This is a genomic window from Tsukamurella conjunctivitidis (genome assembly GCF_007858475.1).
Classification (GTDB): domain Bacteria; phylum Actinomycetota; class Actinomycetes; order Mycobacteriales; family Mycobacteriaceae; genus Tsukamurella; species Tsukamurella conjunctivitidis.
On the sequence record NZ_VIGX01000245.1, the window covers coordinates 1 to 551 of the forward strand.

1 protein-coding gene is annotated in these 551 nt (G+C 70.2%); it reads right to left on the reverse strand.

Going from position 1 to position 551, the window contains the following annotated elements; translation table 11 throughout:
- A partial coding sequence (locus FK530_RS25245; protein WP_146489515.1) for a prolyl oligopeptidase family serine peptidase occupies positions 1 to 551 on the reverse strand: 551 nt, incomplete at both ends.

A 551-nucleotide genomic window follows, 5' to 3' on the forward strand; every position in this document is an offset into this window, starting at 1 on the left:
CGCTGGGCGTTGTCCGCGGCTCCCGCATGCCCGCCCTCAATGTTCTCGAAGTAGAGGACGTCGGCCCGTCCCTCCACCATCCGCCAGGCCATGGTCCGTGCATGGGCGGGGTGCACGCGGTCATCGCGTGTCGAGGTGGTGAGCAGCACCGGCGGATAGGCGCGCGCCGGGTCCCACAGGTGGAAGGGGCTGTAGTCCTGCAGCCACTCCCACTGCTCGGGGTCATCGGGATCCCCGTACTCCGACATCCACGACGCCCCCGCCAGGAGCGTGTGGTAGCGGCGCATGTCCAGCAGGGGTACCTGGATGACCACCGCGCCGAAGAGCTCCGGATCGCGCACCAGCATGTTCCCGGTGAGCATCCCGCCATTCGACCCTCCCTGGATCCCCAGACGCGAAGGCGTCGTCACCCCGCGCGCGACCAGGTCACGCGCAACGGCGGCGAAGTCCTGGTAGGCGCGGTGACGGTTCTGGCGCAGGGCGGCGCGGTGCCAGGCGGGACCGTACTCCCCTCCGCCGCGGATGTTGGCCACCACATAGGTCCCGCCCTG